The organism is Fibrobacter sp., from assembly GCF_017545445.1.
Classification (GTDB): Bacteria; Fibrobacterota; Fibrobacteria; order Fibrobacterales; family Fibrobacteraceae; genus Fibrobacter.
On the sequence record NZ_JAFWOM010000041.1, the window covers coordinates 1 to 16,101 of the forward strand.

The window sequence follows — 16,101 nt, forward strand, 5'->3', positions numbered from 1 at the left end:
AGGGGATGAACAACCTCAAGGTCCGCGACGCTAGCGAACACTTCCTTGCAAAGCTCAAGGGCGTGACTGCGCCCGAAACCAAGCGCGGCATCATCGGTAAGGAATTCCTGACGGTGAAGGACGAGGAAATGGCAAAGCTTAACCTCGATCCGAACCAGTGGATGATGGCTCAGGGCACCATCTACCCCGACACCATCGAAAGCGGCGGCACCAAGAACGCCGACAAGATTAAGACGCACCACAACCGCGTGCAGGAAGTCCTGGACCTCATGGAAAAGGGACTCGTGCTTGAACCGCTTGCCGACTTGTACAAGGACGAAGTCCGCGCACTCGGCGAAGAACTCGGCATTCCGCACAACCTCGTGTGGCGTCACCCGTTCCCGGGTCCGGGCCTCGGCGTTCGCCTGCTTTGCAGCGAAGGTAAGCTCTCCGATGACATGGTGAAGTTCGAAGACGTTCGCGATACGTCGGGCCAATCCCTCGCCGACTACCTCAAAGCAAACAACATTGCTGGCCGCCTGCTCCCCATCAAGAGTGTGGGCGTCCAGGGCGATGGCCGCACCTATGCGCAGCCGTTCCTCATCACAACTCCGGGCCTCAGCTGGAAGGATTGCGAAAAGTTCTCCACCGAACTAGCCAACCGCTTCAAGGCCATCAACCGCGTGATTTATCAGATCGGTAGCGTCGCTGACGAAGACCCGAAGCTTGTGGAACAGTTCGCCACCCGCGAAAACTTCGATACACTCCGCAAGTTCGACAACATCTGCACCGAATTTCTGCAGACAAACGACCTGTACGAAAAGATCTGGCAGATGCCGGTCGTGCTCGTTCCGCTCCGTACGGCAAACAGACCATGCATTGTAATGCGCCCAGTGAACTCCACCGAAGCCATGACGGCTAACTTCGCTGAAATCGACCAGGGATTGCTCGCCGGACTCTGGCGCAAGTTCGAAGCCGAAGGCGCAGGCTCGCTGTGGTACGACGTGACCCACAAGCCACCCGGAACCATTGAATGGGAGTAGCTGTGACGAAGTAAGCGACGGTTCCGAAAGTGTAACAACGACTTCCGTCGCCGACCGACCAACATAGAAGCAACTGTAGAGCCTTTTGGACAAGTTCCAAGAGGCTTTTTCATTTGTCAAGGGTGAAGCCGAGTCCCAGCCGGACATCGGTTTATTTGGCGTTTCTGGCCCATTTCCGACGGTTCCGACTGGTTAGAACAGTTTCACCAAGTGCACGGAGTTGCAAATGGCATCACTATCGAACACGACTTCCGTCGCCGTCCACCACGGTTCCAAACCGAGGGAAATAGTTCGCGCATCTTGGGAAAGTGGATTCATCCTTTTGGAGTAGCGCGGAGCCGCGCGAACACGCGCTTGAACAAAGTGAAAGCGCCGTGGGAATAAATCCTGCTGTCACCCTGGAGGGAGTGTAACGACCGATAGGGACCATAGATTCTATCGGCCCGATGGGCCTCCAGAATGACAGAATCCTGGGTGGATTCTATCGCGCTTCGCGCTCCAGAATGACAATGAGGAAAACACTCCAGAATGACTATGTTTCTGTCACCCTGGAGCGAGGCCGCTGACAGATGCGATAGGGTCCAGTCCTCTACAGTTTAAAGAACAAATCTTCCCATTCGGGATTCATTGATTGAATCAATTCAATCTTTTTGGCTCTTAACAAGTTCTTCATGGACTTTTCACGTTCTATGGCGTGACGCATATCCGTATGCTCTTCAAAGTACCCTAACTTGTCTATGCCGTACTTTTGGGTAAAGCCCTCAAAGATTTTTTGCTTGTGTTGAGCAATACGTTCTTTTAAATTACTCGTAACGCCGACATACAATGTGCCGTTCTTCTTGTTGAACAAGATATAAGTGTATCCCCTCTTTTGCATGAGTGTAAAATACAAAATCTATTCTGGAAAAACAATGGATTCTATCGCTACACTGCGTTCCGCTCCAGAATGACATTCCAGTTGTCACCCTGGAGGGAGTGTAACGACCGATAGGGTCCATAGATTCTATCGGCCCGATGGGCCTCCAGAATGACAAAGCAGGGTGGATTCTATCGCGCTTCGCGCTCCAGAATGACATTGGAGAAAAAAATCCAGAATGACAATGTTTCTGTCACCCTGGAGCAAGGCTGCAAGCCGATGCGATAGGGTCCCCTACCCCTGCATTCCTGCAGGGTCAACAACTTCGTGAATATTTTCGAGGTATCGCCGTAGCGGTATCATCTTATCATTGAACACTTCCATCAGTCGTTCGTCGAACGGAGCTTCGTTCACGACCGTTTCCGGCCCAATATCGCCGTTCTCGCACACATACGTAATAATATCCTTCAAAAATTCTTCTTGGTCAGCGTTAAGTACGCTACCAGAGAGAAATTCATTGAACCGTTCCATAGCGAGCTTTCGATCCACGCCAATCAGCGAACGAATCAGTATCGCCACATTCTCGCCGCACGGTTTACCATCGGCGAACTTGTCGTAATCTTCCTTGGAGCCTAAGTCCTTCCACATAACGCGTTCGAGTTCAATGATATCGTCATCCGTAAGCTGTTCCAGATTATAAATCTTTTTCAGTACTGGGTTGCTATCCTTGCCAGCGAGGTAGTCCATAACCTTACGCTTATAGGTCACGCGAGTCTGTACCCCAGCACTTTCACCATCGTCGGTAACGATGTCCTCGATGTCCACCGTCCAAGTCTTACCGCCGTCACCTACGAGGAACTTGATAAGGTCACGGAGTTCGACACGGACGCGTTCCAGCCAGCGTAAAGACAAGTTCTCCCACGCCGTCGGATTCAGCACATCCTTGATGGTATCCATCTTGGCGACAACTTGCGGAATAGTCGCCTTGGTCATCAGCCGTTCAGCCAGATTCCTTATATGAACGATTGGCTTGCTAGCATTAAATTCATCGTTCACGAAACCAAGTTCAACAGCCAAAACCAGCACATCGAACTTCTTAGCGTTTTCATCTTGCGTGTTATGCGGTAACAGCGGAGCAATGTCAAGTTTCAAGGTCTGTACATTGGCGGCGGTCAGGCATACCCACGCTTCGTCCGTCTTGAAATGACTTACGGCATCCCAACGATTACGGACGGAAATATGGCTATCGGAAAGCGACAAAACCTGTTCCTTCATAGTCGATTTCAAATCGTCATGTAGTCCCTTGGTAAACGCATCCTCTTGGTAGGTCTGATGCTGGAGATAGAATGCGATTTCAGCTCGTAAGCCGAACAAGCGTTCGGTCAGCGAAAGACTCTGCTTGACCGTCTGTCCGTCTGGATTCTTCTCGAAGTACTCGAAGTTACGACACCAGTCGAAAATATAGAAGCATTCCTTGTCCTTGGACGCGCCAAAGATACCCTCACACAAGCGGGTTCCGCGTCCAATCATCTGCATAAACTTGATTTTCGACTTGACAATCTTGAAGAACACCAGATTCAACACATCCGGCACATCAATGCCAGTGTCAAGCATATCCACCGACACGGCGATTTGCGGGTCTTTGTCGCGAATTTCAAACTTGTCAATCAAGTTTTGAGCGTAAGTCACATAGTTGTCGATTAAAACGCAGAAATCCGAGCCGTATTCTGGGTACAATACATTGAACCGCTTCACGATTAGTTCGGCGTGCTTATGGTTGTAGGCGAATATAATCGTCTTGCCGATGCGCTCACCGCTCTGGACTTTGAGACCATTCTTCATCAAATCTTGAAGCACATTGTCGATGGTGTTTTCATTATATATGTACTTGAAGATTTCGTCGTTACGGATGTCGCGTCCGCGCATATTGATGTCTGGACGGAGTTCTTGTAAGGTCTCTTCATAGTCCCATATCTGTTCAAGCTGCTCCTTTTCGTCATCGGATAGTGCACTGTACTTGATACCTTCCTTTAGAATCATAGAACCGCGTTTGAAGCCACGGTAATTCACTAGGAATCCATCGGACACGGCATCATCCAGCTCGTAGGCATAGTTAGGACAGCCGCTTTCCATTTCAAAGGTGTCATAAGTGCTCTTATCCACTTCGTCGCGTGGAGTCGCGGTAAGTCCTAGCAGTAAGCTATCGAAGTAGTTGAAAATTGCACCGTACTTACCGAAGATACTACGATGGGCTTCGTCGATGATAACGAGGTCGAATCGACCAACCGAGAACGGCTTATCCTCGGTATCGATGTAGTTAATCATCGTCTGGTAGGTACTAAAAACGATTCGAGCATTTAGGTCGATGTCTTCCTTGTTACCCTTGTCACTCAGTACCGTAATGGATGTATTCGGCAACAGTTTCGCGAAATTCTTCTTCGCTTGATCCACAAGCGATGTACGGTCAGCAAGGAACAGCACATTTTTCACCCAGTCGTTACGCATCAGCACATCGACCATAGATATCGACACTCGCGTCTTACCAGTTCCAGTCGCCATCACCAGCAATCCACGACGATGCTTGGCATTGAACCACTCGCACACAACCTTGATAGCCATTTTCTGGTAGGGTCGATCGGTGATGCTCGGTTTTACGCTAAAGTCGCCGATATCCTTACGCCCACGCTTCTGAATGAGCCTAACCAAGTCATCTTCGGTATGGAACGCGTATAAACGCCTTGGTGGATAACCTAAACCGTCGATAATGTTGGTCTCGAAACCGTTGGTATAGTAAATTACTGGACGGCGACCATACTGTTTTTCAAGGCAATCCGCATACAACTCAGCTTGATGCTTGCCCTTAATCGGCGATACGGATGTTTTCTTGGCTTCGATTACAGCCAACGGCAATCCGTTCGCGCCGAACAGTACATAGTCGGCATATCCGATACCGTGACCGTTCGGCATTCCTTCCACTTCAACTTCGACACACGCCTTGGACGGTTTCACGACACCATCGCTATCCAAGACATCCCAGTGCGCTTCTCGAAGCATCAAGTCGATGAACGCCTTACGCGTTTCAGCTTCGGACATTTCACTGGGCAATTCCTTGACTGGTTCCTTGCTATCCAGCGATTCCTTGTCGGCCTTGATGACGATTTCGTCCGATTCCTTGACTTCAATCTTGGCTTCGGCAATGACGGGCGCGAACTTGCTATCTGGAATAAGAGTCTTGTCAAACGGTGCGACGGTCTCGACCACCTTCAACTTGGTTAGAACAGCCGCCACGACATTGTACAAATTCAACAAACCGAAGAACGATTCCTTCCTACCCACACGGTCGTTATGAGCACCAGCGTTGCCTACCTTACGGATGTAATGAACCGCCATCATTATACGGTCATCACCAATGAAAGAACGGAATGGCTCACCATCGACCAACTCAAACAGCGAATCCCTGTCCGACACCGGAATCCGTTTCATAGCATAGATGGACTTGACTACATATTCCAAGGCTCTACGCGCACTGATTACGCTTAGGTCAGGGTGGCTAACTTGGTTATCCTCGGCGGCGGCACATAGGTTATACAGCCGAAGCACGCCGCAATCCTTTAGGTAGTCAAAGTTCTTCATTTACACCCCCAGACTATTTTCGTCAAGCAAAAAGTCAAAAAGGTTCATAATCACAAAGCCGTCTTCATTTTGATGCTTTTTGACGGGGTCAGCCGTAATCACAAATTTCAAAAAAGAATCGTCGATTGCTTTTAGCGGTCGCAATTCCTGATTCCACTTTTCTTCGTCGGGCAGGTGCAATGCGGATTGGATATAAAGGCGCCGACTTCCTTGATTACATACAAAATCAACTTCTAGTTGCCGTCTTACATTTTTGCCATTCTCGGTCAAATTAAGCGGAACCACGCCGACATCAACCGACATTCCCCTAATGCAAAGTTCATTGAAAACAAGATTTTCAACCAGATGCGTCGATTCATTTTGTCTAAAATTAAGCCGTGCATTCCTAAGGCCTAAATCTTCGAAATAATACTTTGCCGGAGTATCGATATAGCGTTTTCCCTTTACATCGTAGCGCACTGACTTTTTCAGCAAGAATACATCCTGTAAAATATCAAGGTAATTCTTGATGGTCGGTTGCGATATCTTCGACTTCTTTACGGAATTAAAGGTATTCGAAATCTTGCTAGGGTTAATCAGCCCACCGATTGACGATGCAACAAAGTCTATCAGTTCTTCAAGATCGCCACAGTTCTTTATATTATAGCGTTCCTCGATATCCGTAAGGTATGTTTTTTTGAACAAACCCTGAAGGTAGTCCATCTTGGCTTTTTCATCAGGCAAGTCAAAAAGTTTGGGCAAGCCGCCAAATGTAATGTACTCGGTAAGAGCATCTTCACGCGAGCCACGAAACACTTGCATAAATTCCGAGAAACTGAGCGGAGCTATTTTCACTTCGTCACCGCGTCCTCTGAACTCGGTAATAACATCACGCGAAAGAAACTTGGAATTGGAACCAGTCACATAAACATCGACATTCTTACGCTTAAGGTAACTGTTCAGGACATCCTCAAATTCGTCAACCAGTTGCACTTCGTCCAACATCACATAGTACATTGCTTCATCCAGAAGTTTGGAATCAATGTACGACAAGAGCGCATCCGGGTTTCGGAGTTCCTTGTTTCGGCGGTCTTCCAAATCGACCTTTACAATATGCGAATCATCGACACCGGAGTCTTTCAGATGTTTGTAGAATAGTTCAAACAGCAAAAAGGACTTGCCGCAACGGCGGACACCGGTAATGACCTTAATCATTCCGTTGTGCTTGCGAGCCACAAGGCGATTCAAGTAGAGGTTTCTTTCGACAATTTCCATACTTTATATTTTTGCGGGTTTATACACTTTTATAAAATATATGTAAAAATCAGGCAAAAAGCAGAGACAAAGCTCAAATATTTTAGATTTTTGCGGGTTTCCGCACTTTTGTAAAATAGCTTTACCCGAAGTATTTATCCATAGTGTAGTCCAGTAGCTTCTGAGTTTCGGCAATGGACTGGTTGACGGCGGCTTTCTGCTTTTCGATGGACTGAATCTTGTCAGCGAACTCTTGCTGGAGAGCTTGGGGTGGAAGGGGAACATTCAAGTCTCTCAACTGACCTAAAGATAAATTTGGTTGAGCAACCCCTTTTCCCATATTTTGAACATCATAAACAAAACGCATCTTCAAATAAGCAAAGATGAACGGAATATACTGTTCACACGCAAGTCGTACAATAGCACAAGCTTGATTTGTATTTGCTGGCAAAATAGATTCATCTACCACAGCCATTTTACCAATCGTAGCACCAGCAATACATATCATCAAATCATTTTTCTTCAATTGAGACCTTTCCAAGGCCTCATGACATTCATCAGATATATGCGCCAATTTTAAAGGGTCAATCCTTCCATTCGTGAAGGACTCAACCTTCACAAAATTAATTCCTTCCTCCACAAACGGAAAACCAAGTGTAGTGGGAGTAGTCCCTTTTGTAATCACCAAACATAAATCACCCAATTTCTTCATATCCCAACCCTTTTCATTATGAGTTGGGTCGCCGAACATATCGTAGAAGATGGACTGAGCTAGCGTATCGAGTTCCGTCAACTGCATCCTACGCTTGTCGATGACTTCCGTCAGCAAGTCCAGTTCCGCTACGATTCGTTGCTGTTCATCTAATGGCGGTACTGGAACTGGGATTGACAATAACGAAGACTTTACAAGATGCTTTATCGTTACCCCTTTGGCAAATCGAGAGTCCAAAACGCCTTTATTCTTTAAATGTCTTAAACAAAACAAGTAAAAACGAGGGTAACATCCAACAGAGAACCTTATACGATGCAACGCATTCTGATACAGCATAGGTTCATCACTTTCCCACAACGCAGCTCGACCAACATCACCGCCTTCACAAACAAGCAAATCACCCTTCTGTACACTATATCGTTCTAATTCATCATCCTCAAATCTTGCTTTTTTCAAATCTTGTAAATTCAAGCAATCCCATTGGATATTTATGGCACATAAATAAGGCCGTAATGTTCCAGTATCTTTCGACTGATTGAGAGTCTTTCCCAATTCACTTACACAAATATTGCCCAGCGTCTTATATTCCCATTTCGACTTCATACGCGCCACCTACAGATATTTCGCCTTGAACTCGTCCATAGCGGCGTTGATTTCGTCTTGGAGCTTCTGGATGCGCTTGAACACGGTCTTGGGACTTTCGTATTCCACCTTGACCTTCTCGACTTCCTTGTACTTGTTGATACTGAGGTCGTAGTCGTTCGCACGGATTTCATCGACTGGCACGAAGAACGACTGTTCCTTACGCGAACGCGTGGATTCGGCATCCAAGTTCTTCCAACGAGCTAGAATGTCTGGAATATCGTTTTCCTTGCACTCGGTACGCTTCTGGTCAAGCGTGTAGCCATCGGCTCTCATATCGTAGAACCACACCTTGTCGGTGCCGCCGTCGTTGGTCTTGGTGAACACCAGTATTGCCGTGGAAACGCCGCTGTAAGGCTGGAATACGCCGCTGGGCATACTGATTACAGCTTGTAGGCGTTGGTGCTCTACGAGCTCCTTACGGATAGCCTTATGACCAGTACTGTTGCCGAACAGCACACCGTCCGGCACGATGGACGCACAGCGACCACCCAGCTTCAACATCCTCACGAACAAGGCGACGAACAGCAATTCCGTTTTCTTGGTCTTGGTGATGGCCAGTAGGTTCTTATTGATGGCCTCGTAGTCCAGCGACCCAGCGAACGGCGGGTTCGCCAAGCAAAGCGAATAGGCGTTTTCATCGGTATTGTCAGTACTGAGGCTGTCACGGTATGCGATATCTGGATTGTCGGCACCGTGCAACATCAAGTTCATCGCACCGATTCGTAACATCGTCTGGTCAGTATCGAAGCCGTGGAACATTTCGTTGCGGTAATGGTCGGACTTCTCTTTTTTCAGCAATTCCTTCTTATGGTGCTCTTGAACGTACTTCGCCGCTTCCACGATGAATCCAGCAGAACCCATAGCCGGGTCGCATACGGTGTCGTTCAAGTTAGGCTCCATCATATCAACCATCATTCGAATGATATGGCGCGGAGTACGGAACTGACCGTTGTTACCGCTTGCGGCCATCTTGCCCAGCACATATTCGTACACATCGCCCATCGTGTCGCGGTTATTCATATCAAGACCGTCGATCCCCTCGACAATCTTGACCAGCGTACGAGCGTTAGGAATCAAGAAGGTGGCGTTATCCATAAAGCGGCTGTAAGCCGATTCCTTACCGTCGTTCAGCGTCTTGATGAACACGAACACATCCTTGGATATGGTCGCGAACATCGCTTCGGCTTCCTTATTCTTGAATATATGCCAGCGGAGACTTTCATAGGGTACATCCCTATCCAAGTCTGGGTTGTGCCACTTGCCGGACTTGAATACTGGTTCCTTGACCTTGACACCCATCGCGTTCGCCGTCGCTTCCTTTTTAAGCTGGCTATCGTCTAGCATCTTCATAAAGAAGAGGTAGGTCATCTGTTCAAGGATGGTAATGGAATTGGTGATGCCACCAGTCCAGAAGGTGTCCCAGATAGCGTCAATGCGGTTCTTAATTTCGCCAGTAATCATCGTTAATCCAGTATAAAATCTATTCGCCTTGAATATAACTATTTATACCGTCTCTATACGCATTCCAGCGCAATATCGACCACGATACCGCCTACGGCGCGACTGTAGGCAGCTAAACGACGCCTAACTTCCGTTGTTGCTTACGGACAGCCTCGACAAAGTTACGGTTCTCGGATAGTTCCGCCAACCCTTGAAGATTGGCAAGCCGCACCTCAATAGGCTTCGCCATATAGGCATCCAGCGTTATATCGCCTTCGCCATACAGAACGGCATCAATCACATCTTGCCTATCAGTGAAATCGAATATGGTTCGGTTCGCCATATTGGAAAAGTCATAGGTCTTGAGCTTGCCTATCTTACCCTTTAGTTCACCGGCTCGACGCAAGCGTTCCATAGCCATCGGCAAATCCGGCGAAGAGGCTAAGGAACAAGCCTCTTGACGAATCGTCTGGAACATCTTGACTTCAAAATTCAGCTGTTCGATATGCGTCTTCAACTTGGCCTTGGCTTCTTCAAGATACGCCATCGCCGATGCACAGTTTTCTTCATCTTGTAGCGGATAACGCAAGCCGAATTGATGCGCAAGGAAGTTACGGATAGCTACGAGTTCGTCAACCGACTTGAACTCAACCTTGCGATACGCCTGCTCGACCAAGTATTTCATAGTCCACTCGATACGCTGACACGCGTGTAGCAGCTCACCGAGGAGAGGATAGACTTCTTTAGGAGTCTGATTGCTCATTTTGAATCTCATTCACAACCCAAGTCCCCTGCTTATTGTTTCCGACACGAACAACGATACCCTTTTCTTGTAAAACTTTCATATTTTTGTTTATATGCACAAGAGAAATAGACGTAAGACTAGACAATTCTCTTTGAGTTATATTGGGATTTTTTCGCAATGCATCAATAATTTTCAACTGATTTTCGCTAATCACATTGTTAACCTTATTGTTAACCCTATTGTTAACCTCAAAATTTTCACCGTTATAACAAGCATTCTCTCCCACCATATCATTCAACGACACTGTTATCTTGAACACATCATCTTCCGAGAATGTCGGATCAGCACCGCCATAAGGTTTGGAATAAAGAAACAGCTTGCGAACACCAGAACCAAGCTGGTCTGCATAGCCGATATTCCTAAAGAACGATGCGATTGTCGGGTTCTTGGGCTTCGGTTCTAGATTTTCAGGAGTGATAGTCTTTTGCGCTGGTGCACGATTGGCATTTTCAACAAACATCCGGTTACGTTCAATGATGAACTTCGCTTGGAATGAACTCGTAAATTCGCGGTGCATGAGCGTATTTGAAATCATTTCGCGAACAAGAACCTCGGAGCTAGGCGGCACATGAATGCGGATAATCGTTTTACCTTCGTACTTTACGATTTCAGGGTCGAGATACGTCGTCGGCTGAAATAATGTCGGGTTATTTACAACATTGATGATATTCTTGACCATATCGATGGCAGCTTTTTCAGGAACACCCACAACAACTCCATTGTCTAGGACACCTAGATAGACATCGCCACCAAAGCGATTCAAAAAAGAGCATACGGTTTCATACACATCATCTTCGACAATTGCACAAAAACGTTCATAAAAAACACTTCATCAGAAAAGCACTCTATAGAAGTACAGAATATTTAATCTTTTTGCTATATATCAATGCGATGAAAAAATGGACGCTTATTCTATTACTTTGTATTTCAGCGATCTACGCCAAGGCACCACGCGACACCGTTTACGTGGAGCAAATAATCCGTGATACCGTTTATATTCCCGTAAAGTCTAAAACAGATACAATCTATATCAAAAGCGAAAATTTACCACAAAAATGTTGTACACCCACAGAGCAAAACCCACTTGGACAAGATACAACTAAATTTCTCCGTTACGACACAAGCTACACGCATCATCTTATTTATCTGCATTTCGACATCGTTTCCATTCTTTGGATGATTGATACAAACTTTACTTCAATTGGCGGAAACATCGAAATTTCCGCAAACCGCAAAAATTCATTCATGATAAACTTACGTTATAGTCAAATGAAGCCGCAAGTCGGCAATAAAGTATTCGTCGATGGTATTTACGAGGGCGATATTACCCAATACGACATCGGCATGGGCTACCGTCATTACTTTAGGCCCTCAAAATACAGCGTTTTTTTAGACGTCGGAAGCAACTGGCTTATCCGCAAATACAACTATACAAACACATGGGATGATCGACCAAACCAATATAACGATCGCCCTCACACTAGACACGATACAGGATATTTATTCGCACCCTACATTCACATGGGACACATTTTCAGGAGCAACCGTCCCATATTCGGGATTGAATACGGATTAGCTTACAACGTAAAAGACAGTGATCTTTTAAAAGGCGAATTTTCTTATATCACCGGAGGAATCCAATTCGACTTCAGATTAAACTTTGGCATGGGGATTCTATAATGCAGCACTTCAAACAATTTCTTTTCATTTGCATCACCATTCTCCCCATCCTCACGAGTTCTGCCCATGCAGTAACAGACACTATTTTCGTTCAAAAGCGAATTACAGACACTCTCTATGTAGTCTCCCCTCCAGACACAGTCTATATCCAAGAAACGATGGCCTCACAAACTAAAACAGATGAAATCGAAAAGAATCCATTTCTCCTTGAATACAGCACAGATACAATCGCACCCGCAAAAAAAATTTATATCGGCGGAATGACATTTTTGAATTTATTTTCAATTTGGTTTGGAATCCCTATTTTAGATTTTTATTACGAAATAGAAAATGAGCACAGAGGGTCGTTTATGTTCAGTTTTTCTTCGCTCATGCTCTTTCAAGACGTTAGCCTCCGTGATGAAGACCCCTCATGGGAAGGATTTAGAAGTATCATTAGTCCAGGCTTTGGCTACCGTCAATATCTGTTCTCTTTTTCGGTAAGCAAGACGAACCCCAAAAAACTAAAAATTGCATATAGGAATACGCCACTATACAGCTTATCATTTTACACACAAGCTGCAATAAATCCAACATTCAAAATCGCTTATGATAAAAAATTCAAAGATTCTTCCCCCAAAAAAGGGAGCTTCGATGCAGGGATTTCAGCAAGCGCAACCTTAGGAAGCGTTTGGAACATGAGCAACATGTTATGGGACACCGGCTTAACATTTGGTTATCAGTACTGGAGCGACAATTCCCGCAAATTCCTTGGCAGAAGCGGGAATGCAGATGAACTCAATTACCACCTTCTCAACGGATGGTGCGGCAAAGGTTTCTTTATTGGCATGGATATTAAACTAGGATTTTAACATGCGATATACACTTGTAATTATTTTATTCAGCTTCATCAGCGCGTTTGCGCAAGAACAAGTTGTCGATACCATTTACACAGACACGCATAAGGTCACTTACGTTACAGATTCATTCCAAACAAACACTCCAGATTCAAAATCAGACAGCAACATTACAAATTCAAGTGTTCCCAACGATACATTTGGATTAAGCGCACCGCCAGAAAAATTCAACAGACTTTCTGTCCTTTTGATAGCACAGAGTTTGAGTTTTACCTTAAGTTACGAACATTTACTAAGCGACTTCTGGAGCCTTTCCTTGCGATTCGGTTACGCTGGTTTTAGCAAAAAAGATATCATATCAAACACGAATGCAGAAGGTACTATTCACACATTCGCGGCCCCGATAGCGTTGCGGTGGTTTTGGGGACGGAGAAACTCAGGAAAATACCATTATATAGATGCTAGCGGGAACAATGTCTATCGCAATAAAAGTCAATTAGAAGGCTTTATACAAGCTCAAATAGTTCCTATTCAATACAATTTAGATTTACACCGGGACTCTAGTTCGTATTTATCCCAATTAAATATAAAAGAAAACGAATACGCTCTTTACTACACTATAGGCTTAGGATTCAATTGGGCGTTCGAGCATTTTTTCTTTGCTACAGAAATAAACATTGGAACATTCATAAACAAACCAAAATTCCAAGACCAAATTACAGTTTATCAAAGCAGATACGGCACTCGCCTATTAAACAAACTCATAGCCGAGAGCGTCATTTCTATCGGCTGGGCATTCTAATTTTTCATAAAATCCTTTATTCGCAATCGAGGCAAGTCCATTCCACAACGCCGTCGCCGTTACCGTCAAAGCGCTCTCGCGTATATTTTTCGATATCAATGAGGAACCCGATTTCGCCGGCATTTTCGGTGCAGCAACCATCGCAATCGCTGTCGGAGCACATGTCATAGACTACAGCGTCAATCGTGGAGCCGTTCATGCGAAGTCTAAAAGTTTTGAGTTTATACGTTTCAAAGTCTTTTTCGTGAACAGCGATGATGTTGTGCTGACTCACCCACTCTTCTGTCATTTGACCTTCGATGCCTGCAAAATAGCCCGCCCACGTGCAGCCATTATACTCGATGCATTCTTCGCTGCCAGGTTCCGGCCAAGACGTGTACCACGTGAGATTGGCCTGATGCCAAACCGTATCAGCAACAGTCTCGCTTGCAGAAGAAAGCGCACTTGACGATGATGGTGCAGTCATTTCCATACTGCTACAAGAAACAGATCCCGACACTTCGACAGGCTCAGTGACCTGAGAGTCCGGGATGACAACGCTAGAAGATGACTGCACGACAGATTCGCTTGATGAAGACAGCGCTGCTTTTTCCATACTGCTACAAGAAGAAGATTCCGCAGTATTCCATATATTCGAAGAATTTTCATCCGTGCAAGCGATTAGACCAAACGCAGCGCCAGCAATGGCACAAGCAACAGCAGACTTCAAGAATTTCATCATAATCATTCCACACTCAAAATTGTTCAACCCAATATCGTAAATATATACTTTTTTGAATCTGCAACAAACTTTCTTTATTCTTTTTTAGGTTACAGGTTATAGGCTGTAGGTCATAGGATTAAGTATCGTGCCAAACGAGCGTCGCAGAAAATGGTTGACGCTTCGCGTCCATTCCTTCGGCTCACAAATAGAAAACATAAATGTTTTCTGCTTGCTTCGCCTTGTGAACTATTGCATTTTCTATGACCGAGTGCAGCCGCAGACGCCAAAGGCGTCAAAGGGCATAAGCCCGTGCCCATACCTACTTACATAATCGCTATACCTAAGCTTATTGCGAATATGTGATTTATGTAGTAGTTCTCATATTTGACATCACGGTATTTATCGGAGAACGACCCAAATTCCGCAATATACTTAAGACGAAGCATAAGTCCCAAATTAAAACCGATTTCACCCGCATTAATATAGCCCGAATCAAAGCGAAAATCTACGTTTGCTCCCATAATAAACGTAGAGAAATCCATATCATCATTACCATTATTGAAGATATTTCCACCAAAACCAATAAAGGGCTGTAATTCCACATAACGTGAATTGAATACCGCATAACCTAAAGTCAGCCCAAGAGATTCGTCTGTTTCTTCATGACTGCGATCATATTCAGTAAAGCAAACACCATCGTAGAGGTAAGGTAAACTATGTATCAGCCCCCAACCATAGTAAAAGCCAACCGCCACTCGCGATAGTTGCAATTCGAAATCAATAATGAACGGGAAGCCCATCTTCACATCAAGATACTTATTCACATCACCCGTAGTAGTACCAACCCACGACCCGAAGAATAAAGCGATATCGATCCAATAGCTCCGTTCGTCATCGGAACTTTTCCCGGATGTGCCGATTGGTTCTGCCCACAGGCAGGTCGATGCAAGCAGTAGAATGGCCAGCAGACTTTTAAATTTGTTCAGAATCATCTGGTAGAAATATAAAAAAGAACCCGCGAACGGGTTCTTTTTAGTGGTTAGTACGCAGTGATTAGTAAACAGGGCGGCTCCGCCGCGATTATAAATCCTAACCACTAATCACTAGCCACTAACCACTGCGCGGCATCGCCGCGCTTAGCAGCCGAGTTTGGCGGAGAGGTAGGCTTCGAGTTCGTCGATCTTGACCAAGTCCTGCTTCATGGAGTCGCGTTCGCGAACCGTCACGTAGCCGAGCTTTGCCGGATCAGATTCACCCTCGCCCACCGTGTCGAAGTCAACGGTCACGCAGAACGGCGTGCCGAGTTCGTCTTGACGGCGGTAGCGCTTACCGATGGACTGCGTTTCGTCGTATTCCACGTTCCAGCGGTTAAGGAGCTTCTGGTAGAGTTCTTCGGCCTTGGCCTTCACCTGGCCCTTCTTCACGAGCGGGAGAACGGCAACCTTCACCGGAGCAATCTTCGGATCGAAGTGGAGCACGGTACGTTCGTCGTTTTCGAGTTTTTCGACTTCGTATGCGTCGCAGAGGAGCACGAGGAGCAGGCGTTCCACACCAAGGGACGGTTCCACGACGTACGGGATGTAGCGTTTGTTCTGCACCGGGTCGATGTATTCCTGCTTGACCTTGGATTCGTTCTGGTGCTGCGTGAGGTCGTAGTTCGTACGAGAAGCAATGCCCCAGAGTTCGCCCCAGCCGAACGGGAATTCGTATTCGATGTCGGTAGTGCCGTTACTG

The 16,101-nt window shown here is 46.0% G+C and carries 14 protein-coding genes and 1 pseudogene; 4 read left to right on the forward strand and 11 right to left on the reverse strand.

Annotated elements, in window-relative coordinates; translation table 11 throughout:
* Positions 1 to 1,022: pseudogene (locus IKG78_RS04965) on the forward strand (glutamine-hydrolyzing GMP synthase); the annotation flags it as partial.
* A 192-nt stretch (positions 1,023 to 1,214) separates the two neighbouring features.
* On the opposite strand, the gene IKG78_RS04970 reads toward IKG78_RS04965, so the two are convergent.
* The 8 genes from IKG78_RS04970 to IKG78_RS05005 all read right to left on the reverse strand — a co-directional run bounded on the left by IKG78_RS04970 (position 1,215) and on the right by IKG78_RS05005 (position 11,133).
* Positions 1,215 to 1,340 carry a hypothetical protein gene (locus IKG78_RS04970; protein ID WP_290940234.1) on the reverse strand — a complete coding sequence of 42 codons (126 nt, stop codon included), beginning with the start codon at positions 1,338 to 1,340 and terminating at the stop codon, positions 1,215 to 1,217.
* 271 nt (positions 1,341 to 1,611) lie between these two features.
* Positions 1,612 to 1,899: a GIY-YIG nuclease family protein gene (locus IKG78_RS04975; RefSeq protein ID WP_072978455.1), complete on the reverse strand. Its 288-nt coding sequence runs from the start codon at positions 1,897 to 1,899 to the stop codon at positions 1,612 to 1,614.
* Positions 1,900 to 2,172: 273 nt separating this feature from the next.
* Complete coding sequence (locus IKG78_RS04980; protein WP_290940239.1) at positions 2,173 to 5,511, reverse strand: DEAD/DEAH box helicase family protein; 3,339 nt, start codon at positions 5,509 to 5,511, stop codon at positions 2,173 to 2,175.
* On the reverse strand, positions 5,512 to 6,765 hold the full coding sequence (locus IKG78_RS04985) for an ATP-binding protein (RefSeq protein WP_290940242.1): 1,254 nt from the start codon (positions 6,763 to 6,765) through the stop codon (positions 5,512 to 5,514).
* A gap of 121 nt (positions 6,766 to 6,886) precedes the next feature.
* Positions 6,887 to 8,059: a restriction endonuclease subunit S gene (locus IKG78_RS04990; protein ID WP_290940245.1), complete on the reverse strand. Its 1,173-nt coding sequence runs from the start codon at positions 8,057 to 8,059 to the stop codon at positions 6,887 to 6,889.
* A 9-nt stretch (positions 8,060 to 8,068) separates the two neighbouring features.
* Complete coding sequence (locus IKG78_RS04995) at positions 8,069 to 9,562, reverse strand: class I SAM-dependent DNA methyltransferase (protein ID WP_290940247.1); 1,494 nt, start codon at positions 9,560 to 9,562, stop codon at positions 8,069 to 8,071.
* A gap of 112 nt (positions 9,563 to 9,674) precedes the next feature.
* Positions 9,675 to 10,226: a hypothetical protein gene (locus IKG78_RS05000; protein WP_290940250.1), complete on the reverse strand. Its 552-nt coding sequence runs from the start codon at positions 10,224 to 10,226 to the stop codon at positions 9,675 to 9,677.
* Positions 10,227 to 10,284: 58 nt separating this feature from the next.
* The gene (locus tag IKG78_RS05005; protein ID WP_290940252.1) at positions 10,285 to 11,133 is read right to left on the reverse strand and encodes an RNA-binding domain-containing protein; all 849 of its coding nucleotides are present in this window, start codon (positions 11,131 to 11,133) and stop codon (positions 10,285 to 10,287) included.
* A gap of 104 nt (positions 11,134 to 11,237) precedes the next feature.
* On the opposite strand from IKG78_RS05005, the gene IKG78_RS05010 reads away from it, so the two are divergent.
* Genes IKG78_RS05010 through IKG78_RS05020 form a run of 3 tightly spaced genes read left to right on the forward strand, consistent with a single transcriptional unit; the run spans position 11,238 to position 13,664 of the window.
* Entirely contained in the window at positions 11,238 to 12,026 is a 789-nt protein-coding gene (locus tag IKG78_RS05010; protein WP_290940255.1) for a hypothetical protein, read from the forward strand.
* Positions 12,026 to 12,877: a hypothetical protein gene (locus IKG78_RS05015; protein WP_290940259.1), complete on the forward strand. Its 852-nt coding sequence runs from the start codon at positions 12,026 to 12,028 to the stop codon at positions 12,875 to 12,877. Before IKG78_RS05010 ends, IKG78_RS05015 begins: the two co-directional genes overlap by 1 nt.
* A gap of 1 nt (position 12,878) precedes the next feature.
* The gene (locus IKG78_RS05020) at positions 12,879 to 13,664 is read left to right on the forward strand and encodes a hypothetical protein (protein ID WP_290940264.1); all 786 of its coding nucleotides are present in this window, start codon (positions 12,879 to 12,881) and stop codon (positions 13,662 to 13,664) included.
* A gap of 16 nt (positions 13,665 to 13,680) precedes the next feature.
* On the opposite strand, the gene IKG78_RS05025 is transcribed toward IKG78_RS05020, so the two are convergent.
* The 3 genes from IKG78_RS05025 to IKG78_RS05035 all read right to left on the reverse strand — a co-directional run.
* Positions 13,681 to 14,385 (reverse strand): hypothetical protein, encoded by a 705-nt coding sequence (locus IKG78_RS05025; protein WP_290940267.1) that lies wholly within the window; start codon positions 14,383 to 14,385, stop codon positions 13,681 to 13,683.
* Between the two features lie 305 nt (positions 14,386 to 14,690).
* Positions 14,691 to 15,359, reverse strand: coding sequence for a hypothetical protein (locus IKG78_RS05030; RefSeq protein ID WP_290940270.1), 669 nt, complete (start codon positions 15,357 to 15,359; stop codon positions 14,691 to 14,693).
* 144 nt (positions 15,360 to 15,503) lie between these two features.
* Positions 15,504 to 16,101: His/Gly/Thr/Pro-type tRNA ligase C-terminal domain-containing protein (locus IKG78_RS05035; protein WP_290940273.1), on the reverse strand; the 598-nt coding region annotated here is incomplete at its 5' end.